Origin of the sequence: Taibaiella chishuiensis, from assembly GCF_003014535.1 — a bacterium.
GTDB lineage: Bacteria > Bacteroidota > Bacteroidia > Chitinophagales > Chitinophagaceae > Taibaiella > Taibaiella chishuiensis.
The window spans coordinates 134685-154906 of the sequence record NZ_PYGD01000005.1 but is presented as its reverse complement, the minus strand read 5'-3'; the positions used below and the strand labels follow the sequence as shown (position 1 = coordinate 154906).

Below are 20222 nucleotides of genomic sequence, written 5' to 3'. Positions count from 1 at the left end.
ACTATGGGAAAAACAATACAAGGGTAGTCCCGGTCACCCGGAACACGACGATCAGCAAGGGTTATAGCGTCTTTATTTCTTCTGCGCGGTTTTAATCCGGATGGATTTCAGGAACTCTTCGCGCTTCCGTTGCGATACGCTTACTTCCGCCTGGTCGCTCATCAGCAGGGTGCCGCCCCGGCCGTGTTGGTATTGCAGCAAATGATCGGGATTAATGAGGTGCTGATGGTGCACCCGGATAAAGCCAAAGTCTTTTAAAACAGTTTCATAATGACCCAGTGTACGGCATACCACTACCGGCTTACGATCGGTAAAGTGAAACGAGGTATAGTTGTCCAGGGCTTCGCAACGGATGATCTCGGCAACCGATACATAAATAAAGCCGTTGGTCGTTGGCAGGTCTATTTTTATTTTAGGCGCCGGACCGGGTTGCAGGCTGACCAGCAGGTCGCCCACGCGCTCTGCCAGCTGCTGTTGCGTACAGTACTGGCGTGCACGTTCTACGGCTTCTGTCAGGCTTTTAACGTTTAGCGGTTTCAGGATATAATCGATGGCCTGTTGCCTGATAGCCTGCAGCGCATAACTGTCGTATGCGGTAACGAATATGGTTTGAAACGAAGGCTTGGGTATCTTGTTGAAAAGGGCAAAACCATTTTCCTGGGGCATATTAATGTCCAGGAATACGAGCATAGGTTTATGTTGTTCTATTTCCAGTACCGCAGTAGCCACAGAGTCGGCTTCAGCTACGACCTGTACGTCGGTGCAGTAACGTTCCAGGAAATGGCGCAGGGTTTTCCTGCTTCCTTCTTCATCGTCAACGATCAGGATGCTTAAGATCATGGTCTGTTAATTTTAATGGTATATATAAGGATACCCTTGTGCCACCGGGGCCTTCGGGGGTATCAGGGTTATCTGTAATCTCCATCCGCACCGTAATACCATACATACGGTTAATGGCCTCTATGCGCTGATGGGTAATCTTCATACCCATCGAAGTATGCTGGGCCTGTTTATAGGTTGCAGCCTGTTTACGGCCTATGCCGTTATCGTCCACGATACAGCACAGGGTATTGTCTTTAATGCTGAAAGATACGTTGAGCCTGCCTTTCCGGTTTTTAAGATACCGCAGGCCATGGTTGATCGCATTTTCCACGTAAGGCTGGATCATCATGGCGGGTATAGCCACCCGGTCTTCTATAAGTCCCGGCCCTATATCGAAGGTAACGGCAAACAGTTGCTGGTACCGGATTTGTTCCAGTTCCGAATAGGTACGCAACATAGCGACTTCTTCGCTTAGGGGCAACCAATGCGCCTGCGAATAGGTGAGTGTAAGCCGGATGAAATGCGCAAAGGACGTCATGTAATGATTGGCCGTTATTTCATCGTTCTGGCTGTAATAAAATTGTATCGCATTCAGGGCGTTAAAAATGAAGTGCGGATTGATCTGCGCGCGCAGGGCATTCATCTCGAGCTCGGCCAGTTGTTGCTGATTGCGGGCCTGCTGCGCTACCCGTTTTTTTACCTTCCGTATCCTGAGCCGGAACAGCAGGGCCAGTACCGATGCGGCAAGCAAAAGGGCCAGCACGATAACCAACGGGTGGCGCCAGAACGGCGGCTGTATCGTAAACGCCAGCCGCACGGGTTGGGCCGTCCATGGGCTGCCCGGGCTGCGGCACCACAACAGCAGTTCGTAGGCGCCGGAGCTTAATGCCGTAAAATCGATGGATTGTGTTTGGGTGTATAAGGTATCGTCGGTACCGCCCGATAGGATATATTTATACTGGAGCGGCGTACCGCCGTTATAACTCAGGCCTGCATAGGTAACCTGGAGGTTCCGGTCTTTGTAGGCAAACCGGAGCGGCTGCCCGGTGAGGGCATTACCATTTACGGTCTCGATATATAAGCGGGGCGGTTGATATTGCTGGGTATCCCTGCTGTTCAGCACCAGTATACCCTGGCCGGTTGCGACAAATAAGCGCCCGTCGTTTTCTACCATGTCATTGATCCGGTTACCTGCTATCCCCTGGGGCAGGGAGAACCGCTTTATCCGGAAGTTGTCGTCCGGGAAGAGTTGCAGCCGGTCGATTCCAGCATCGGAAGCTATCCAGATATAACCGTCCCTGGCAATGAAAACCTTTTTGCAATTATTACTGGACAGGCCGTTGTCTGTGTTCAGGCGCCGGGCCGGGAGCCGAGGGTCTTTCACGATAAACAGGCCCAGGGTATTGCTGCCGATAAGCACACCGCCACCCGGTGCGGGTGTAATGTTGGAAATAAAGCAATCGGTCAGCAGGCTGTCCCCGGTATAGGGCATGCGTTTACCGTCTTTATAATAATGCACTTCCTTGATGCCGCCAGTCCATAATATGCCTTGCTGATCGACGGCTACCGCGGTTGTGCGGTGCCCATAATTTCTAATCAGCTTCCCGGTGTTCCTGTCGTATATGGTCAGCGTGGCGGCAGAGCCGGCATAGAAAAGATTTCCTGATGCTGCGCCGGCTTTATAGGCGTCGACTGTTAAGAAGTGAACCTTATTATCAGGATCGATACGGTATAGGCCGACATCGCTACCCACCAGGAGTTCGCCTTTTATATTTTCTTTTATAAAGAGTACCCGGTTGTTGCCATGCGGCGTATGCAGGGTGTAGGTTTGTACTTTGTCCTGCCGGATACGGTATACATGGCCGGCGTCATCACCGGCAAAAATATCACCGGTTTTGCCCAAACCAACGCTCAGGATATTGCTCCAGTTGAGGCCGGAACGTTGGTCTATCATCCTGCCACCACCTGCAGACATACAGTATACCCCATTTTTAAGGGTACTTAACCAGCGGTTGCCCTCCCGGTCTGTACGCATACGGTTGACCTGCAGGCCCGCGGGGAAGGTAGTGTCCGGTATCACTTTGCCGGAAGAAGGATCGAAAAGCAGCATGCCTCCGGCCGTACTCAGGATAATGTTATTACCCTTCGCCGGGCCGATTTCATAGACACGGGCGGGTATAGGGTGCTGCTTTACTATCTTGTACCGCCCTGATTCCAATTGCCATTGGTCCAGCATCTGGGGTTTATCCGGCGCTCCTACACCGGTGGTGAAAACAGAACGTCCGTCATAAAAGGAAATACCGATATATCCTTCTGAAATATAAAGCGGGAAGTAGGCGCGGGTATTAATATTGTATACACCAGCTGCAACGGTGATATGATCTTCCCCATGCTGATCCCGGAAATGCCGTAAGGGATTTTTCGGCTGGGTAATGCCACGCATGATATGCACATAGGGTGGTTTGGCACTCAATATGCCTATTTTCTTTCCGGCAAGACAACTGTTACCGTTCCGGTCGGTAAACATTTCATCATAGGCTATATCCTCCGCCTCTACCCGGCGGCAAAGCTCGTCGTTGGTACTATTGTATACTTTACCATGTAGCAGGTAACAGGCCTTTTGATTATAACAGATCAGCCACAGGCGTTGTTGCTGGTCTTCCCTGATCCGGAATACCATAATGTCCGGTACCCCATCTTTAATAGAATAGTTGTGGAAAACGCTGCCATCGTAACGGCTTACACCCTGGTCGGTGCAGAACCAAATAAATCCTTTGCTGTCCTCGTATACGTCATACACCACGTTACTCGGCAGCCCGTCCTGCATGGTTATGTGCCGGGCAAGCGGTTGCCATGTTGCTGCAACCTGCTGCGTACTGCACAATAACATGCTTAACCATAAAAGAAACAACCGGGTATATGGTATCATAAAACGATAATGGAGGCAAGATAAACAAAAGAACGAGGATGAGGTTTTGCGGGACCTTGTCCTCGCTGCCAGTTGTGCAGTTGCTCAATACGGGCTAACGTTTGCTCCTGTAAGGCTGCAATTGCTCATTCTGATTTTTTATTGAAAAAAAGCAGGTTACGCAGGGCCTGCGCTTTAATACCTCCCGCATTTGCAATGGTTTATGTTGTGCAGATAATAGGTACACTGCTGCAATTGTGTGCTGATCGGGGGCAGTTGCTCGTTTCCTTTTTGCCCGCGTGGCAAAAGTCCGCAAATTGCAGCCCGGTTAAAAGCCCCGGAATCAGGCGCAAGCCTGTCCGGTACGCCTGTTGGTTCTATAGGATGGCACCCGGCTTTGATCTGCCCCCTGTAATCCTGCCACCCCGTCTGCGCGTGGCGCCATGAAGAGCGATAACCATGATCATTGAAACATTGCTGCCCGGGCGTGGCCTCCCGGGTGGCAATGTTTTTTTGAGGTAGCCCTTGTTATAGATAAATTAAATAATGGAACTTTTGGCGCCGAAAGATATACCGGTGCAATAGCATCGGGCGCACTTTATTATTTTTGCAGGCATAAAACCGCCTATGAAAATGCTATCCCTTCGCCGTTGCAGGACTTTCCTGTTATACGGCTTCTTATTCCTGGCTGCACTGCCGGGAGCGCATGCCCAATCCGATCCAGCTGCAGCGCCCGATGCACAGATCCGGAAGATCCGGGCTGAATACGAGCAGATCAATAAATCGACCCTTACCCGGAAAGCCGTTCGCTGGAGCAGTCCCGATAGTTGCCAACCCGCTTATATGGAGGGTACCGTGACTTATTTTTATAAAAACGCTCAGCTGGTCAAGATTTACAGCGAGGGTGGTGAGGATCACGGCGAATGGAAGGAAGAGTTTTATTTCAGGGATGGCAAACTCTTCTTTGTATACCAGAACAACGCCTATGGAGGCGCTGCCAACCCGGTTGAAGTAAAATACCAGAACCGTTATTATTTTGACGAGGGTAAACTGATCTGGAAAATACAAAGTAAGGGAGCGCCGGATACCGAAGTTGCTCAATTGATGAAACTGGCCGCGCGCCTGGCTGCAACGACCGGTAAAGCCGAAGTATCCCGGATTATGGGTTGCGGCGACTAACCGGCTGGGCTTGTAGCAATCCTGCATAAAATACGTATATTCGTTCCTGTGAAATGGCTTTGTTTCTTCCTCGCTTTTTTAGTGATGGCGCTGTCTGTGCAACCTGTTTGTGCCACAGTGCCGGGGGAGGACATTTGCTGTGCCGCATCGGGCGCCTGTAATGATGGCCCGGAGCATGCGGACGGAAAGTCTTCCTGTGAAGGCGTCTGCAATCCTTTCCAGCAATGTTCCTGTTGTTTCACTGCAGTGCTGGTACCGTTCTTTCCTGGGCTGAGCGTGCCGGCAATCCCGGCTGCTGCCATCAAATATCCGGGTATACTGCCGGTAAGTCCTACACACGATATGCCCTACAGCTTCTGGCAACCTCCCAGGCCACCTGCCGACTGACCGACTCCAGGGGGAAATTGTAATTTCTTATACTAAAAAATAATATGATGACAATACGCCGGTTAACCGGGCTGTTGTCTGTGGCTGTCCTGCTGGCAGGTTGCCCCGGTATGACGTACGCACAACGTACCCTGCCCGCGGTAAACGTAAAACAGCTCGACGGTAAAACGACAGACCTGTCCAAAATAACAAACGATGGGAAGCCCATCATTCTTTTTGTCTGGGAGGTAAGCTGCCAGCCCAGCATTACGGAGTTTAACAACGTAGCCAAATTGTATCCCCGATGGAAAACGGAAACAGGAGTACGGATACTGGCCGTTTCTATCGACGATAACCGCAGCTCCTCGCGTGTAAAACCGCTGAGTACCAGCCGGGGCTGGGGCTTCGATGTATACCTGGATCCCAACCAGGATTTTAAACGGGCCATGAATGTTCCGTTCTGTCCTTATGTATTTGTACTGAATGGCGAAGGCGCGGTCGTATGGTCGAAGGGCGGTTATACCCCCGGCGATGAAGACGTGATCTATGGCATTGTACAGAAGACCAGCAAGGGAGAACCTGTAGAGTAAACACCATTTTTTATTGACAAAAAAAGCAATAGTATATACACGATGAGAAAAGCACTAATGATCGCCGGTATGCTGGCCTTTGCGGGACCAGCCTTATGGGCCGGCGATAAGATCAAAACGGTAGCGATAAAAACAACTATCAACTGCGATCATTGCAAAATGTGTCCGAGCTGCGGCGCTAGGCTGGAAAAGAGCCTGTATGACCAGAAGGGCATTAAACGCGTAGATGTAGATGATCAGCATAAGACCATCAAGGTGGTATACCACTCCGAAAAGATCACGCTGGAAACAATCAAAAACACGATTGCAGCTTCGGGTTATGATGCCGACGAGGTAAAAGCGCCTGCTGAAGCGCTGGCCAAACTGGATGCCTGCTGCCGCGGAGCAGAATAATACGAATGCCTGACCATGGCCAGGAATAAAGACAGGGGCACGCCGGAGTAGGATTCCGGGCATGTGTCCCTGTCTTGTTATTATACTCCCGGTTAGGATAACAGTTTCCATCTGGGGAAAAATGAAGCGGGGGGCAATAAATACCCCCGGGTGTTTGCAATTTTGTGTTTCATCCAAACACAATTTTCCTATGAGAAACGTTTTAGCACTGCTTGTCTTTTTTGTACTGGCAGGTACCGCCCACCGCGCGCAGGCCGGCAGCATTACTTTTTACAACTTCAGCGGTTATAATTATGAAGGTTACCTGATCGGAAGTAATACCTGGCCCTCCTCTTATTCCACCTATTACGAGCAATATGTAGTGGCGCCCGCCGGTACGACTACGGTTGGCTTTGCCGATCCTACGGCTCTGCCTTCGCCAAGCGGCCCCGGGTTGCCTGCATTGTCTACCGGTATGTTTGTCGGCATGAAAGGCTTTTGCACTGGCGCTGGTTTGCCCTCCAACAACGGCGCCGTAGGCAGGGTTGGCAATCATATGGGTTACCCGACCAATCAAAGCACACCAGGATTCTATTCCGTGCAATGGAACCCCGGAGGAAGTAACAACGATGCTATTATTGTGTTGCTGCCTTAGTAGCAACGGCATATATAAGATGTACCAGGCCGAATTGGGTATGGCATGATCAAGCGGTCATGCCATATTGCCTTTATAGCGGATGCCTTACCGGGTATTGTTAATGCCTGCGCTATAACCTAACTTCGCTGCAGTTCCGGGGCTTGTGGCCCCGGGCGTACTTAACGACTATGAAAGAAAAGAACAACCTGTCCGCTTTAAGCACTGAAGATCTGTTGAAACGCCGCAACCTTTTGAAGAGCGTCCTGATCGCATTTGCTGTTTTATGGCTGCTGATGATCGGTGTGTCTATTTTCCTGCTCCTTAATAAAGCGCGTGCTACGACCTTTTTTCCTATGATTATCCTGCCGCTTACCTTGTTGCCGGCATTGATCCAGATGAACGCGGTGAACAAGGAACTGAAGGCACGGGATGCCGCAGGCAAGTCCTGATACGGCAAATGCCTGTGCTGTTTTCCTCCGCTTGCCTTTTTCCCGGAAGAAGAATAGCCGTTAAAAGCATCAGCTATTAACGGCTATTCGATAAACGCCCTGGTTGTAAAACACAGGTCGCAGTTTTTATTTAACCGGCAACCGCCCCGGGTTCCTGCAACAGGGCATTCTTTTTCTTTTTATGCAACGAAAGCAACGTCTGTAAAGCCACTGAAGCGCCCACCAGGAACAAGCCCGCATAAAAAGAGGCATTGAGTTCCTTGCCCTCCTTAAAAAATAGAAAAGCAATTACAATAGCATATACCGGCTCGAGGTTGAAACTCAGGTTGACGGTAAATGCCGGTATGCGTTTCAGCGATTCTGCGAAAAGCATATAAAGCGCTACGGTGCAAAACAGCGATAGCAACAACAGGTAAATGGTGTCGCTAATACCGGGCAAGAGTGCCGGTACCGGGAAATAATACAGGTAAACCGGCATAAGCAGGGCCAGGCCTAGTGTACCGCCGGTCATCTGGTAATAATTGATCGATATGCTGTCGTGCTTTCTGACCAGTTGTTCGTTGCAGAGGGTATACAATGCGGCGAATGCCGAAGAGATAATGCCCAGTACGATACCCATTTGGTAAGCGGTGTCGAAATGGAAAATAAGCGCGATGCCCGATAGCGTAATACCACTCAGCAGGAGCTCCGAAAGCACCGGTTTTTTCCGGTAGACCAATGGCGTAAAGACCGCGGTAAAAAAGCTGGTGAGACTGTAGCAGACAACACCTACCGACACATTCGCATATTTGATACTGCCGTAAAAGAAGACCCAGTGCAGGGTGAGCAGCATGCCCGAAGCTGCGATCCGTAATCTGTCCCGGCCGGTTATGGGTATGCTTTTGGTAAAGCATTTCCGGATCAGCAGCAGCCATATGGCCGAAAAAAGCACGCGGTACCCCGTGAGCAGCCCTTCGTTAAGTGTAATGAGTTTGCCGAATATACCGGTAAAACCGGCTAGCAGCACTGCAAGGTGCAGTGCCAGGTATGTTTTTTTCATAAAGCATGATTCCCCGCTGTTGCGGCAGGTATATTTTTAATAGTAAGATAAAGAAAATAACAGGCAGGCTATAACGGTTGCCGGTAGCGGCAATCAGGTTTAAGCCAGGTAAGTACCAGACTATTAAGGGGCAGGAGGGGGGAGACAGCTTGTTCTGTTCATGATTTGTATACTCGGATGGCAAATATAAACCTTAAATCCGGTTGCTTTATTTTGGATACAAAATTATTTGTTTTGGCACCACCCGGCCATTCCTGTCATGCGACCTTTGCAACAGGGAAATACAGGCAATAAAGCCCGTATGCAACACGGTAAACGCAGTAACTTTATCAGAGGCTTCGCCTTTTATGATCAAAAACAGGCTATGAACAAACGATCCAACGAAACGGTACAGGAAATCCATTCTATACCCCAGCTTCATAAGTTGTTGGGACTGCCGGAACCGGAGCATCCGCTGGTCAGTGTAAACGGGCTGATCAGGGCGGAGTCGTTTACGGCGCTCAATGCGCGGCCGGCAGTGTATCATTTCTATTCGATCTGTATTAAGAAAAATTTTGAAGGCAAGGTAAAATACGGCCAAACGTATTATGACCATGATGCCGGCGTGCTCAGTTTCTACGCTCCGGGCCAGGTAACGGCTACCGAAGTGTCGGCTAACCAGGACGCAACGGGCGAGTGGCTTATCTTTCATCCCGACCTGGTGCGGCCGTACCCCTTGTTCGATAAGATCAAAACCTATGGATTCTTTGCTTATGCGATGCAGGAGGCATTGCATCTTTCGGCGCAGGAGCAACAGGTGATCGAAAAGATATGGGCAGGTATCCGGGAGGAGTACCGAGGCAATATAGATACCTTTAGCCAGGATGTGATCGTATCGCATATCGACCTGCTGCTGAGTTATTGCAACCGGTTTTATAACCGGCAATTCCTGACCCGGCGCAAGGCAAACAACGATCTGCTCAGCCGTTTCGAAGCCTTGCTGCAGGGTTATTACCAGGCGGAAGAAGGCCTGCACAAAGGGCTTCCGGCCGTTTCCTACTTCGCCGAAAAACTGTTCGTATCGGCCCAGTACCTAAGCGACCTGCTCCGGCATCTTACCGGTATGACGGCACAGCAACATATCCACCAACACGTGATAGCACTGGCGAAAGAAAAGCTGGTACAAAGTAATAAACCCATAGGCATAATCGCCTACGAGCTGGGTTTCGAATACCCACAATCCTTCAACAAACTCTTCCGGAATAAAACGGGGATGTCGCCTAAGGCATTCCGCGATCCGGGTTAATGGCTTTTATGCCGCAATATTAAAAACTTAAACATGAAAAAAACAGTAATGATTACCGGGGCTTCCTCCGGTATAGGGAAAGCTGCGTCCCTTTATTTTGCAGCACAGGGCTGGAATGTGATCGCAACCATGCGCAGCCCTGAAAAAGAAACCACGCTTGCCGGCCAGGACAATATACTGGTAACCGCGCTGGACGTAACAGATCCGGCAGCGGCGGAGGCAGCAATCAAGGCCGGTATCGGCCGGTTTGGCCGGATCGATGTACTGGTCAACAATGCCGGGTATGGACAGCAGGGCTTGTTCGAAGCCATTACCCCCGGCAAGATCCAGGCGCAATTCGATACCAATGTATTCGGGCTGATGCATGTTACAAGGGCTATATTGCCGCATTTCCGGGCGCATAAATCGGGTACGGTTGTCAATGTATCCTCCGGGGCCGGCCGTGTTACTACTCCTTTGTTGTCAGTCTATAGCGCCTCTAAGTTCGCGGTAGAAGGCTTTTCAGAGTCCCTGGCTTTCGAGCTGGCGTCGCAGCAGATACAAGTGAAGATCGTAGAACCGGGTTATATCGCTACTCCCTTTTATGACCGGGCCGGCGGGGAATTTGCCGCCGATGCCAGCCTGGAGGATTACCAGGCTTTCTCCGAATCAATGACTACCTTTTTCCAATCCTTTGCCGGTGGCGACAATCTCTTCTCTGCCGCTGATGTGGCGCAGGTAATCTATACTGCGGCGACAGACGGTACGCAGCAGCTGCGTTATGTAGCGGGTCCCGATATCGAACCGATGCTGCAATTGCGTAATGGCGGTAAGGCCGACCAGGAGTACGTCGATTATACCCGGAAACTGTTTATGCCCGGCGCTTTTGATCATAAGGCATAAAAAAGATAAGGTTAAAGCAGTAAGTTGTTGCAGGGAGCAGGTCAACCGGCCTGCGCCCTGCAGCATCAATGTATGTCCGTACCCGGCATTGGTGCGGCGCAGGGCATCTGGTATTTAACCCTTAGTTTTGTCATCCGTTTATGGACTTAGTCGCTGCCTGCAAAGGACTGCAGGCACTATTACTCAAGTTTATCTGTCTTTCTCTATGCGAACGTGTTTGTACTTCCTGTTGTTTTGCCTGTCGGCAGTGCCGGCACAGGCGCAATTTTCCCGCGACCGCCTGCAACACTTTATCGATTCGGTGTATGCTGCCCACCCTGATGCGACCGGGTTCCTCGTTCATGTAGAAGCGCCGGATCAGCAACTATCCTGGAGTTATGCCGTGGGCTATGCCGACCGGAAAACCAAACAAAAGCTCACCGCCGACCGGCCGGTGCTGATCGCGAGTAATACCAAACCTTACGTAGCGGCAGCTATACTGCGCTTGCAGGAGCAGGGCCTCCTGGATATCGATCGCCCGGTAGGCCCCCTGTTGGGTACGAAAACCCGGAAGAGTTTATCGGCTGCGGGTTACGACCTGGCGATCATAACCCCGAAGCATTTGCTTGCGCATACTTCCGGCATCCGTGATTATGTAGACGAAGGTTATTTTAAATTTATCGGCAGCCATAAACAACATGCCTGGACCCGCGACGAACAGGTGGCCAGGGCTGCGGGTATGGGTAAGCCGCTTGCCGCGCCGGGCGATACTTTCCGTTATGCCGATATTAATTACCTGTTGCTTACCGAAGTGATAGAACATTGTACCCGGAAACCTTTTTACCAGGCCATGCGCCGGTTGCTGAACTATGATAAACTTAAACTGAATGCCACCTGGTTTGCCAAACTGGAGCGCGCACCAGCAGGTGTTGCCCCGCGTGCTCACCAGTACTGGGACGAGTTTGCCTGGGATACCTACGACCTGGATCCGTCCTGGGATCTGTATGGCGGTGGGGGTATGGTGGCTACCATAACCGATATGGCGATGTATTTCCGGTACCTGTTTACGGGCCGGGTAATTACCGACCCGCGCTTGCTGGCCCGGATGTATACCGATGTGCCGCCGGATCTGAACATCAATTATTGCCTTGGCATCCGTAAGATAAAGGTGTCGGGCTTTACGGCCTATAACCATGGTGGCGGACTGGGCACGGATGCCATTTATATTCCCGGGCTGAACGCAACGGTAGTTGTTGCCGCGCTGGAGGCCCGTCATCGGCCGCTGGCCCTCGAGCTGACTAAGGAAATTGTAGACCAGTTGGGCCACGCAGAACAATAACGATGCTGCCATTTACTGTTGAAAGGGCGTAATCCGGGAATGCGGGTTGCGCTCCTTTTTTTTTGTTGATACCGGGTCGCTTTACCCGGTTATATCCCCGTAGCAAAAAAAATATTACCGCACGTGGCGTATTGTTCAAATTTATAACGTAGTTTTACGTTATAAAAAATAAGATTACGTTATGGTAGCACTTACAAAAGTTGAAGAACAGGTTATGCAGGTGATATGGGAGCAGGAACGGTGCCTGGTACGCGACATTATACAAGCCCTTGGCGACCCGGATATACCCCACAGTACCGTATCGTCGGTGGTGCGCATCCTGGAGAAGAAAGGTTTTGTTGGCCACAAGGCTTATGGCAAGACGCATGAATATTTTCCATTGATCCCCAAAGAGGACTATACCAAAAGCGGCCTGAAAGGTTGGATAGAGAACTATTTCGACGGTTCTCCAAAGCAACTGGTGTCCTTCCTGGTAGAAAAGAACGAGCTCAATCTTAAAGAGCTGGCGCAACTCATGAAGCAACTCGAATCCTTAAAAAAATAAACCCCGGTTCTTATGTGGATCTATCTCCTTAAAGTTACGATTGTATGGAGCCTGCTGCTGGCTTGTTTTGAGCTGCTTTACCGCCGGTCTCCTTATTACAGGCTCAACAGGCTTTACCTGTTGCTTACCCTTGTGTTGGGTGTGGTGCTGCCGGCCTTGCCGCTTACCTTACCCGAAGCTGCGCCGGCTGATACCGGCATAGTTACCTTGTCGCGGATAACCCAGCCACTGCAACAACTCGAAGCCAGACCGGTAGCACAGGTCATGGATACAGAACAGCCGGGTTTGGGCGCCTGGTTGAAAGGGCTTTATTATACCGGTGCGCTGGTGGTATTGTTGCTTTGCCTTTACGATGTCGTGCTGATCTTTCGAAAGGCGGTCTACGGGAGTTACCAGGTATATGAAGGGCACAGGATATTCAATACCGGCAGGAGTCATGCGCCTTTTTCTTTCTTTGGCTGGATCTTCATTGGCAGGCCGGAAGTCTACTCCGATACGGAGATCAGGTTTATCCTGAAACATGAAGATACCCACAATCAAAGCCGGCACTGGCTGGACGTGCTGATCCTGCAGTGTTTCCTGGTGGTGTTCTGGTTTCATCCCCTGGTATGGCGTATCCGGCACCTGCTTAAACTACAGCATGAGTACGAAGCCGATCACTACGCCGCAAGCGACGACCCTTATAGCTATGGCCATTTCCTGCTGCAGCAAACCCTGTTAAAAGCCCCGCATCCTATTGCTCACTCTTTTCATTATTCACCCATAAAAAACAGAATCGCTATGCTTACACAAGCAGGAAAAAAGAGTACCTGGAAATACCTGGCCCTGGTACCCGCCCTGATGGGCTGTACATTGCTGATGGCACGTACCAATGACTCCGGTAATAGGGTCCGCACTGGTGATGCCACCACTTACCGGGGCAATATACTTAAATGGAGAATGGACGTTGTCGACACCATCCTGGTGCAGGATGCCGTTACCAAAGAGGTGCAAAAGATCTGGGCGATACCGGATCCGCAGATCATTGCACTGAACGGGGCGGAAGTTTATCCCGAGAGCAGTTTTACAGGTATACCTACAGCTATTGTACCGCAATTCCGATACAAGAACCAGAGTGTTCATGAGTACCTGAAAGCGAAACTACTGGAACAACTGGGCTCCGTTCCCGATAGTCTGTTGCGTATCGACCTGGTAAATATGGTGGTCAATGCCGAAGGTAAAATCGTATATTATGATGTGACGGTCACTTACAGTACACGCAATCCGATCGACCGCGTGGGCGGCCAGCCTGCAGCGTCGGCTCCTGGTTATTATTCCCGTATGGACCTGGAGGATCGCATATATACCCCGGTGATCGATAAGATCGTAAATGAGAGTCCCGAATGGATGCCGGCGATGTTGCAGGGTAAAGCAGTACCGGCATTCCTCCTTACTGGCAGCCAACTGGTGTTTCATGATGAGCCCCGGGCTTTCAAAGCCAGGAAAAGATAGCCGTATCTTTTAGAAATAAAGCCCGGGCATATAAAACAATATCGGTAATCACAGGTTATAACTGCAGGGCTTCCTTGCGTAAAGGCTCCTGTATGACACGTCCATGCCTTCATCCGTCATCCAACGATTTACCTATGACCGGGATACCCGTATCCTGACCCTCCTCTTCGTATCCGGCCGTTACTATAACTACCTGGATGTTCCGGGTTGGATCTACGAAGGTTTAAAGCAGGCGCAGAGCAAAGGCCGCTACTTTAACCGGTATATCCGGAACCAGTACGAATTTGAACCAGTGCATTAAAGGCGGTATCCTACTGCCTTTTTTGCCGTATACGGCAGCATGCATCAGCAGCGCCGTTTGCTGTAAAGCAAATAACCATTCCCTGCTAGGCTACCTTAATCACCACATTCCCTGTTTTCTGTCCCGTCTCTACATAACGGTAAGCTTCCACGATCTCTTCCAGGTTATAATAGCGGTCTATCACAGGCGTAAAGGCGCCCTGTTTCGCCAGTTCTTGTAACAGGAGTACATCCTGCTGGTCGATGACCGGGATCGGGAACAGTACCCTTTGTCCTTTGGAACGTGCAGTGGTAAGGGCATAGAAGATATTGGCGCCTCGTTTTCCCAATTCCGTTGAAATATAAATACCCTGCGGGGTAAGCAAAGGCCTGCATGCTGTAAAGGAGCTTTTGCCTACGGCATCAAAAATAAAATGATACTGCTCGCCGGTCTGGGTAAAGTCCTCGCGCAGGTAGTCGATCACAACATCAGCCCCTAATTGCTCCACCAGCGCTACATTTTTAGTATTACACACCGCGGTAACGCGTGCACCGAAGTGTTTGAGCAGCTGTACCGCCGCCGTGCCAATGGCCCCGGTTGCACCATAAACCAGTACCTGTTGTCCGGGACTTACTTTAGCGGCGCGTATATTGTTAAGGGCGTAGTGCGCACCTTCGGTTAACGGCGCTGCGGTATCATAATCCAGGCTGGCCGGCACTAAGGCCAGGGCACTGGTCTCGTCTACGGCAATATACTCGGCATGGCCGCCGAAACTTTTATCATTGTATCCGAAAACCCGGTCGCCGGCCTTAAACTGTTTTACTTTACTGCCGGTGGCTATAACCTCGCCGGCAAACTCACAACCCAGTACCGGGTATTTGGGCCTGATCAGGCCGCTCCAGAAGCGCGATACAAAGTACTCGGCACTCCGGAAGCCGGAGTCGGTGCGATTTACCGTGGTTGCTTTTACCCGGATCAGCACCTGGTTGTCGCGGGGTACAGGCCGGGGCAGGGTACTGAGTCGGGCCACGTCGGGCGGACCGTATTTGCGGTAAACGATAGCTTTCATGTTGTTCATAGGTAGGGGCCCGCTAAAAAAGGGCATTCGAAATTAGTGGAAATTCTGCGGTGTCTATGCTAAGCCTGTTTAAACTTTTAGCCTGCTACCCGCAACCGTACCCTTCCCGCCTTGTTTCAGGTACCATTACAGATGCCCTGTAATCCTTTATGGGTAAGGTTTTGCAGGTGTATTACCCGGGTTGCCTATCGAATTACTCTATTTCCGGCTAAAATTACTCTATCTTCCCCGGCATACAACGGTCGGGAAACTTTGATAAATTTGATTTAGAAAAAACAAAACAAGCTTATGGAAAACAACAAGCCCCACAGCTCCGGTGAACAACACCCTCAGGGAGACGTAAGTAAGTGTCCGTTTTCGGGAGGACAATTGAAAGAAGTAGCAGGCAGCGGATCGAGGAACCGCGACTGGTGGCCTAACCAGTTAAGGGTAAGCACGCTTCGCCAGCATTCGGCTTTATCCGACCCGATGGATAAAGGGTTCAATTATGCCGAAGCCTTCAATAGCCTGGACCTGGAAGCCGTGAAACAAGACCTGCATGCCCTGATGACCGACTCCCAGGATTGGTGGCCGGCCGACTTTGGCCACTATGGCGGTTTGTTTATTCGTATGGCCTGGCACAGTGCCGGCACCTATCGTGTGCATGATGGCCGTGGCGGCGCCGGACAGGGACAGCAACGCTTTGCCCCGCTTAACAGCTGGCCGGACAATGTAAGCCTCGACAAGGCACGCCGGTTGCTCTGGCCCATCAAACAGAAATATGGTAATAAAATTTCCTGGGCGGATCTGCTGATCCTTACCGGTAACGTTGCTTTGGAGTCTATGGGCTTTAAAACCTTCGGTTTTGCCGGTGGCCGGGAAGATGTATGGGAACCTAATGAAGATGTATACTGGGGCTCGGAACGCACCTGGCTGGGCGGCGATATCCGTTATGCCCATGGTTCGGATGGCGTGCGCGAACACCACGGCGTTGTAGTAACGGACGATGATGCTGATGGCGATGTACATTCGCGCAACCTCGAAAAGCCGCTGGCCGCTGTACAGATGGGGTTGATCTATGTAAATCCCGAAGGCCCGGATGGCAACCCCGATCCGATTGCAGCCGCTAAAGATATACGCGATACCTTTGGCCGTATGGCTATGGACGATGAAGAAACCGTGGCCCTGATCGCCGGCGGCCACTCATTCGGTAAAACGCATGGTGCGGCCCCGGCCGACAATGTGGGTAAAGAACCCGAAGCGGCGGGCATGGAACAACAGGGACTGGGCTGGCAAAACAGCTATGGCAGCGGTAAGGGCGCCGATGCGATTACCAGCGGCCTGGAAGTAACCTGGACCAAAACCCCCACACAATGGAGCAATAACTTTTTCGAAAACCTATTTGCCTACGATTGGGAATTGACCAAAAGCCCTGCCGGCGCACACCAGTGGGTCGCTAAAAATGCTGAGGCAATTATCCCCGATGCTTACGATTCTTCAAAAAAGCATCTGCCTACCATGCTGACCACCGATCTTTCCCTGCGCTTCGACCCGGCTTATGAGAAAATATCACGGCGTTTCCTCGAAAATCCCGATGCCTTTGCCGATGCCTTTGCCCGCGCCTGGTTCAAGCTGACCCACCGCGATATGGGGCCCCGTGCGCGCTACCTTGGTCCTGAGGTGCCGGAGGAAGTGCTGATCTGGCAGGATCCCGTACCGGAGGTAGATCATACTTTGGTTGATAATAATGATATTGCCGCGTTAAAAGGCAAAATACTGGAGGCCGGTCTTAGTATACCCGAACTGGTAACCACGGCCTGGGCTGCTGCGTCTACTTTCCGCGGTTCCGACAAGCGGGGCGGCGCTAACGGCGCGCGTATCCGCCTGGCCCCCCAGAAGTACTGGCAGGTCAACAATACACCTTTGATCACGAAAACCCTGTCGGCGCTGGAGGGCATCCAGCAGGCCTTTAACGCGGCGCAGAGCGGCGGTAAAAAAATTGCACTGGCCGATCTTATTGTACTGGCGGGTAGTGCAGCGGTAGAAAAAGCGGCGGCCGATGCCGGGTTTACCGTTACTGTGCCGTTTACACCCGGACGTACCGATGCTACGCAGGACCAGACCGATGTGGAATCGTTCGGTTATCTCGAACCGCAAGCCGATGGCTTCCGCAACTATCGTAAAACCCGCTCTGCTATTCCTACAGAAGCATTACTGGTCGACAAGGCGCAACAACTCACACTTACAGCGCCAGAACTGACCGTTCTGGTGGGCGGTATGCGCACGCTGAACGCCAACTTTGACGGTTCTGCCCATGGTGTCTTTACCCAACGCCCGGGGCAGCTGAGTCCCGACTTCTTTACGGCCTTATTGGATATGAATACGGCCTGGAAAGCAATAGACGGCGACCAGGAATTATACGAAGGTACCGACCGTGCCAGTGGCGCCCGTAAATGGACCGCTACCCGTGCCGATCTTGTATTCGGGTCCAATGCCGAACTCAGGGCTATTGCGGAAGTATATGCCAGCGCCGGTGCCGGCGATAAATTCGTAAAAGATTTTGTTGCGGCCTGGGTAAAAGTCATGAATCTCGATCGTTTCGATCTGAAATAAAGATCCGTGTTATAGCAAGGGCAGGTGTTGTTCACCTGCCCTTTTTTTATGCCTTATTTTATTAGGTATATAATTTAGTTTTGTATTCCTTCGGTTCTGTTCTGTTTTTCGGAAACTGCCTGTAAATGCTCTTTTTAGCCGGTATCCGGAAATGCCGGCTTGCTTAATCCGCCAGTTCGCGCTCGTCAAATTCCTGTATTTGAAAGGGGCTGTATTGCCCGCCTGTAGCAGGAATGCTTTTTGTATGCAACGAGGGGTCGCCCAGGAAGGGATGCCTGATACCCATGACCCGGTAGAGCGGGGTTAACCCGTTTTGGGTAATGTATTTGAGTGTACTGCCTTGCTCCCTGGCTACAGAAAGGCCCAGGGCGGCATTGGCCAGGCTGAGTTGAGCGGTGCCCGCACTGGCATTGGCTTTCAGGTCGAGTACACCGTTGCTGCTGTTGGAAATAATGATGGTAGCCGAATCGGCCTCTACCAGTTCCGTAACGATCAGCCATTCCTTATTCCAGCTTCCATTTTCGTATTTGTCGAGCACGGCCTGTTCGATCTCAGCCAGGTTAACGAGCTGGTGCACTTTGTGGTTACTGGTCTGGAAAACAATACTGCGATCGCTTTTAAAGGCCAGGCTGAAACCCGCATCAAGGTCGGTCAGCACACTACCGGCTACCGGCGACGATCCGGCCAGTTTGGTGGTAATACTGACACTATCGTGGGAGGTATAATCCATGGCTGCACCCGAGTCGTCGATCTGCACCTGTGCCGGAATGCCCTCTTTTTCAAGGGAAGAATAAATACTCAGTACGCCGTTTTGCAGTTTGCCGATATAACCGATAACCAGTTTCTTGGTAGGATCCCAGGTGGCACGGTATTGGGTACGTGCGTTCATATGGGTCAGGTAAAATTTACTGGGATTTGCCATGTAGTTGAAATGATTTCAGGGTTGTGAACAGGTATATAAAAACAAGATAGGTGTTTGTGCCGGGAATACAAGCCTTGTAGCACATTTCTTGGTAGAATGAGGGCAGCAAGGGGGCAACACCTGTTGCTTGTGAAACTGTTGTTTTAAAGTGCTTTACAGTAATTAACGCGTTGTATTTACAGTAATTAACAGCGTTATGTAGACTGTATCATGAATTATGAGCACTTTTACACCGTAAACATCAGGTCGCTGATCCTGGCATAAATGCCTCATTATACCTCGTTTTTTTAAGAAGAGGGTGGTACTCCCCCCGGTACTATCCGGAAAGCCTGGTTCACCAGGCTTTTTTCTTTTCCCGTTACTACGCGGGAATTTTTTATTTCAACCCATATTTTATTTTCTCGCAGTGCCGCGGCTAGAAAATATAAATTTCACGGGATCACATTCGCCCGCGAGGACCTCTGGTATTGTAGTACATTTATCTATTCTGGATAGCCTAAGCGCACCCTATTATTTCCCTTGATAATTACGGGAACATATCTGCAAACTCGATGCTTAATGTCCACCTGGAAATTCCGGATCAAGCGGAATACCTGGGGGCTCCGGTATACTTACCCTGATTTTTATTCTTCTTTGTCTTAATACAAAGAAGCAAAAATCAAGACTGTAGAAAAAGTGCTAAAAATGCCTTGTACGCCTAAAAGAAATAAGTCCGGGCGGTAGCAAAAAATGGACGAAGGAATGACGAACGAACTAAGGTACAGGGCCAGACTGTGGGAACTGTATTTCTTTCTATACGTCGTCCTGCAGCATTTATTCGCTGTATTTTTTATTTTCCTGTTGGTGCTCATGAACGCTACGCGGTTTATTAACGCCCTTTTTCTAAAGGTCGGTATGTTTGGTTGTTTCCTGGCTAGACGCCCGGCAATGCATGTAATGGGCGTCTAGCAAAGCATTCCTATGCGGTTGGTGGCCAGATGTTATGATCAATATTCACCCATTCACTGTGTCGCCGTATCGCTGCGAGAAAAAACGTATTCCACTGATGCAAATAGTAGTAGCTGCCAGGCCATGTAAATTCGTAGCGAGGCACTAAGAATAGCTAAGCAAATAAATAGGGATCTGGCAAAATGATGATTCGTTTTAAGAACAAGGCTTTTATCCCCCAGAAATTCTGCTTGACCCGAAATTCCGCTTGATCCTGGTTGCTGCAAGCACGCATTTCGCTCCGGCGCCCTGTCCGGCCCTAAAAAAGGTTCAGATAACAACAGTTTTGTGTTTTTTTACATGTTGATCTTGTGCCTCAAAAGAAGCCAAAAAGAGGGCGGGACAAACTTTATAGAACTTATTAAAAAAATTAAAACAATTATCGGCTTTCGCTGTTAAAAAAGAAAAAGCCCGGAAAAAATGCCTGCTCGGGGCTATTTTATGGCTGTCGAAAATGTTAAATTTATTAAAAATGTAAGAC

The 20222-nt window shown here is 50.4% G+C and carries 17 protein-coding genes; 12 read left to right on the top strand and 5 right to left on the bottom strand.

The annotated features are described in order from the left end of the window. Positions 1-72 precede the first annotated feature (72 nt). Together B0I18_RS14450 and B0I18_RS14445 are read right to left on the bottom strand one after the other, a co-directional pair. Complete coding sequence (locus B0I18_RS14450; RefSeq protein ID WP_106523436.1) at positions 73-840, bottom strand: LytR/AlgR family response regulator transcription factor; 768 nt, start codon at positions 838-840, stop codon at positions 73-75. Then, entirely contained in the window at positions 815-3712 is a 2898-nt protein-coding gene (locus tag B0I18_RS14445; RefSeq protein ID WP_181358477.1) for a sensor histidine kinase, read from the bottom strand. The genes B0I18_RS14450 and B0I18_RS14445 overlap by 26 nt, the downstream gene beginning before the upstream one ends. A gap of 645 nt (positions 3713-4357) precedes the next feature. Between B0I18_RS14445 and B0I18_RS14440 the strand changes: the two genes are divergently transcribed. The 5 genes from B0I18_RS14440 (at position 4358) to B0I18_RS14415 (ending at position 7323) form a co-directional block, all read left to right on the top strand. Then, on the top strand, positions 4358-4909 hold the full coding sequence (locus B0I18_RS14440) for a toxin-antitoxin system YwqK family antitoxin (RefSeq protein WP_106523434.1): 552 nt from the start codon (positions 4358-4360) through the stop codon (positions 4907-4909). A gap of 431 nt (positions 4910-5340) precedes the next feature. Continuing rightward, positions 5341-5865, top strand: a complete 525-nt coding sequence (locus tag B0I18_RS14430; RefSeq protein ID WP_106523432.1) for a TlpA family protein disulfide reductase — start codon at positions 5341-5343, stop codon at positions 5863-5865. 42 nt (positions 5866-5907) lie between these two features. After that, a complete protein-coding gene (locus B0I18_RS14425) occupies positions 5908-6258 on the top strand; it encodes a cation transporter (protein ID WP_106523431.1) in 351 nt (116 codons plus the stop codon). 190 nt (positions 6259-6448) lie between these two features. Then, positions 6449-6892 carry a hypothetical protein gene (locus B0I18_RS14420; RefSeq protein ID WP_106523430.1) on the top strand — a complete coding sequence of 148 codons (444 nt, stop codon included), beginning with the start codon at positions 6449-6451 and terminating at the stop codon, positions 6890-6892. A gap of 170 nt (positions 6893-7062) precedes the next feature. Further along, entirely contained in the window at positions 7063-7323 is a 261-nt protein-coding gene (locus B0I18_RS14415; RefSeq protein ID WP_106523429.1) for a hypothetical protein, read from the top strand. Positions 7324-7453: 130 nt separating this feature from the next. On the opposite strand, the gene B0I18_RS14410 is transcribed toward B0I18_RS14415, so the two are convergent. Then, positions 7454-8362: a DMT family transporter gene (locus B0I18_RS14410; RefSeq protein WP_106523428.1), complete on the bottom strand. Its 909-nt coding sequence runs from the start codon at positions 8360-8362 to the stop codon at positions 7454-7456. A gap of 364 nt (positions 8363-8726) precedes the next feature. On the opposite strand from B0I18_RS14410, the gene B0I18_RS14405 reads away from it, so the two are divergent. The 6 genes from B0I18_RS14405 (at position 8727) to B0I18_RS14380 (ending at position 14183) form a co-directional block, all read left to right on the top strand. Next, positions 8727-9647 (top strand): helix-turn-helix domain-containing protein, encoded by a 921-nt coding sequence (locus B0I18_RS14405; RefSeq protein WP_106523598.1) that lies wholly within the window; start codon positions 8727-8729, stop codon positions 9645-9647. Between the two features lie 33 nt (positions 9648-9680). Then, on the top strand, positions 9681-10529 hold the full coding sequence (locus B0I18_RS14400; protein WP_106523427.1) for an SDR family oxidoreductase: 849 nt from the start codon (positions 9681-9683) through the stop codon (positions 10527-10529). Positions 10530-10734: 205 nt separating this feature from the next. After that, positions 10735-11847 (top strand): serine hydrolase domain-containing protein, encoded by a 1113-nt coding sequence (locus B0I18_RS14395; protein ID WP_106523426.1) that lies wholly within the window; start codon positions 10735-10737, stop codon positions 11845-11847. A gap of 181 nt (positions 11848-12028) precedes the next feature. Continuing rightward, a complete protein-coding gene (locus tag B0I18_RS14390; RefSeq protein WP_106523425.1) occupies positions 12029-12391 on the top strand; it encodes a BlaI/MecI/CopY family transcriptional regulator in 363 nt (120 codons plus the stop codon). Positions 12392-12403: 12 nt separating this feature from the next. Continuing rightward, on the top strand, positions 12404-13882 hold the full coding sequence (locus B0I18_RS14385) for a M56 family metallopeptidase (RefSeq protein ID WP_106523424.1): 1479 nt from the start codon (positions 12404-12406) through the stop codon (positions 13880-13882). Between the two features lie 103 nt (positions 13883-13985). Beyond that, positions 13986-14183 (top strand): KTSC domain-containing protein, encoded by a 198-nt coding sequence (locus tag B0I18_RS14380; protein WP_106523423.1) that lies wholly within the window; start codon positions 13986-13988, stop codon positions 14181-14183. A gap of 85 nt (positions 14184-14268) precedes the next feature. Here B0I18_RS14380 and B0I18_RS14375 read toward each other — a convergent pair whose 3' ends face one another. After that, the gene (locus tag B0I18_RS14375) at positions 14269-15231 is read right to left on the bottom strand and encodes an NAD(P)-dependent alcohol dehydrogenase (RefSeq protein ID WP_106523422.1); all 963 of its coding nucleotides are present in this window, start codon (positions 15229-15231) and stop codon (positions 14269-14271) included. A gap of 297 nt (positions 15232-15528) precedes the next feature. Between B0I18_RS14375 and katG the strand changes: the two genes are divergently transcribed. Then, positions 15529-17832, top strand: coding sequence for a catalase/peroxidase HPI (gene katG, locus B0I18_RS14370; RefSeq protein WP_106523421.1), 2304 nt, complete (start codon positions 15529-15531; stop codon positions 17830-17832). Positions 17833-17995: 163 nt separating this feature from the next. Here the strand turns inward: katG and B0I18_RS14365 are convergent, their stop codons facing one another. After that, on the bottom strand, positions 17996-18754 hold the full coding sequence (locus B0I18_RS14365; protein ID WP_106523420.1) for a hypothetical protein: 759 nt from the start codon (positions 18752-18754) through the stop codon (positions 17996-17998). Positions 18755-20222: the final 1468 nt, after the last annotated feature.

What these genes read in the sequence shown, in the direction of transcription:
- B0I18_RS14440 (WP_106523434.1), top strand. Translation starts at nt 4,358, where the DNA reads ATGAAAATGCTATCCCTTCGCCGTTGCAGGACTTTCCTGTTATACGGC.
- B0I18_RS14380 (WP_106523423.1), top strand. Translation starts at nt 13,986, where the DNA reads ATGCCTTCATCCGTCATCCAACGATTTACCTATGACCGGGATACCCGT.
- B0I18_RS14425 (WP_106523431.1), top strand. Translation starts at nt 5,908, where the DNA reads ATGAGAAAAGCACTAATGATCGCCGGTATGCTGGCCTTTGCGGGACCA.
- B0I18_RS14395 (WP_106523426.1), top strand. Translation starts at nt 10,735, where the DNA reads ATGCGAACGTGTTTGTACTTCCTGTTGTTTTGCCTGTCGGCAGTGCCG.
- B0I18_RS14400 (WP_106523427.1), top strand. Translation starts at nt 9,681, where the DNA reads ATGAAAAAAACAGTAATGATTACCGGGGCTTCCTCCGGTATAGGGAAA.
- B0I18_RS14410 (WP_106523428.1), bottom strand. Translation starts at nt 8,362, where the DNA reads ATGAAAAAAACATACCTGGCACTGCACCTTGCAGTGCTGCTAGCCGGT.
- B0I18_RS14405 (WP_106523598.1), top strand. Translation starts at nt 8,727, where the DNA reads ATGAACAAACGATCCAACGAAACGGTACAGGAAATCCATTCTATACCC.
- B0I18_RS14385 (WP_106523424.1), top strand. Translation starts at nt 12,404, where the DNA reads ATGTGGATCTATCTCCTTAAAGTTACGATTGTATGGAGCCTGCTGCTG.
- B0I18_RS14415 (WP_106523429.1), top strand. Translation starts at nt 7,063, where the DNA reads ATGAAAGAAAAGAACAACCTGTCCGCTTTAAGCACTGAAGATCTGTTG.
- B0I18_RS14375 (WP_106523422.1), bottom strand. Translation starts at nt 15,231, where the DNA reads ATGAAAGCTATCGTTTACCGCAAATACGGTCCGCCCGACGTGGCCCGA.
- B0I18_RS14420 (WP_106523430.1), top strand. Translation starts at nt 6,449, where the DNA reads ATGAGAAACGTTTTAGCACTGCTTGTCTTTTTTGTACTGGCAGGTACC.
- B0I18_RS14450 (WP_106523436.1), bottom strand. Translation starts at nt 840, where the DNA reads ATGATCTTAAGCATCCTGATCGTTGACGATGAAGAAGGAAGCAGGAAA.
- katG (WP_106523421.1), top strand. Translation starts at nt 15,529, where the DNA reads ATGGAAAACAACAAGCCCCACAGCTCCGGTGAACAACACCCTCAGGGA.
- B0I18_RS14430 (WP_106523432.1), top strand. Translation starts at nt 5,341, where the DNA reads ATGATGACAATACGCCGGTTAACCGGGCTGTTGTCTGTGGCTGTCCTG.
- B0I18_RS14390 (WP_106523425.1), top strand. Translation starts at nt 12,029, where the DNA reads ATGGTAGCACTTACAAAAGTTGAAGAACAGGTTATGCAGGTGATATGG.
- B0I18_RS14445 (WP_181358477.1), bottom strand. Translation starts at nt 3,712, where the DNA reads ATGTTATTGTGCAGTACGCAGCAGGTTGCAGCAACATGGCAACCGCTT.
- B0I18_RS14365 (WP_106523420.1), bottom strand. Translation starts at nt 18,754, where the DNA reads ATGGCAAATCCCAGTAAATTTTACCTGACCCATATGAACGCACGTACC.